This window comes from Arthrobacter sp. SO3, from assembly GCF_020532825.1.
In the GTDB taxonomy this organism is placed as follows: Bacteria; Actinomycetota; Actinomycetes; order Actinomycetales; family Micrococcaceae; genus Arthrobacter.
Map to the genome: position 1 here is coordinate 1 of NZ_MQTS01000172.1, position 1,462 is coordinate 1,462.

Annotated in this window: 1 pseudogene; it reads right to left on the bottom strand. The window is 65.7% G+C overall.

Annotated elements, in window-relative coordinates:
- Positions 1-1,451: pseudogene (locus BJQ90_RS16110) on the bottom strand (pyruvate dehydrogenase (acetyl-transferring), homodimeric type); the annotation flags it as partial.
- Positions 1,452-1,462 lie beyond the last annotated feature (11 nt).

The window sequence follows — 1,462 nt, forward strand, 5'->3', positions numbered from 1 at the left end:
CGGCGTTCGGGGACGAAGCCGCCGAGCGCGCGGCGGCGTTCCATCAGGTACTGGATCTCGGGGGAGTCCATGCCGGGGTGGTAGTACGGGGGCCGGTAGAGGTCCGCTTCGAGCTGGTCGTCCGTGATCGGGATCCGCAGGTGGTCGCGGAAGGCCTTGAGGTCCGCGAGGGTGAGCTTCTTCATCTGGTGGGTCGCGTTGCGGCCCTCGAAGTGGGTGCCCAGGCCGTAGCCCTTGACCGTGTGGGCCAGGATGACGGTGGGCTTGCCCTTGAACTCGGTCGCGGCCTTGTACGCGGCGTAGACCTTGTTGTAGTCGTGGCCGCCGCGCTTGAGGTTCCAGATCTGGTCATCGGTGAGGTCCTGGACCATTTCCTTGGTCTGCGGGGTCTGCCCGAAGAAGTGCTCGCGGACGAACGCGCCGGACTCGGCCTTGTAGGTCTGGTAGTCCCCGTCGACGGTTTCGTTCATGATCTTCACGAGCGAGCCGTCCTCGTCCTTGGCCAGCAGGTCATCCCACTCCCGGCCCCAGACGACCTTGATGACGTTCCAGCCCGCGCCGCGGAAGAACGCCTCGAGTTCCTGCATGATCTTCCCGTTGCCCCGCACGGGCCCGTCGAGGCGCTGGAGGTTGCAGTTGATCACGAAGTTGAGGTTGTCCAGCTTGTCGTTCGCGGCGAGCTGGAGCAGGCCGCGGGACTCGGGCTCGTCCATTTCCCCGTCACCCAAAAACGCCCAGACCTGCTGGTCGGAGGTGTCCTTGATGCCGCGGTTGGCCAGGTACCGGTTGGACTGGGCCTGGTAGATCGCGTTCATCGGCCCGATGCCCATCGAGACCGTGGGGAACTCCCAGAACTCCGGCATCAGCCGCGGGTGCGGGTAGGAGGAGAGGGCATGTCCTTCCTTGGACTTCTCCTGCCGGAACCCGTCCAGGTCCTCCTCGGAGAGCCGGCCCTCCATGAAGGCCCGGGCATACATGCCGGGGGAGGCGTGGCCCTGGAAGAAGACCTGGTCCCCGCCGCCGGGGTGGTCCTTGCCGCGGAAGAAGTGGTTGAACCCGACCTCGTAGAGTGTCGCGGCCCCGGCATAGGTGGAGATGTGCCCGCCGACGCCGATATCGGCCCGCTGCGCCCGGTGCACCATCACCGCGGCGTTCCAGCGCAGCCACGCCCGGTACTTCCGCTCGATTTCCTCGTCCCCGGGGAACGGCGCTTCCTGGTCCACCGGGATCGTGTTGACGTAGTCCGTGGTGGTCACCATCGGAACGCCCACGCTCTGCGCGCCGGCCCGCTGAAGCAGGCTGCGCATTATGTACTGGGCACGCTCGGTGCCCTGATCCTGAATCAGCGAATCCAGGGACTCCAGCCACTCGGCGGTCTCTTCCGGATCACGATCAGGCAGCTGGTTAGTCAACCCGCTGAGGATATGGGAGGTCTCTTCTCCTGCAGCCACGTCCAACCTCT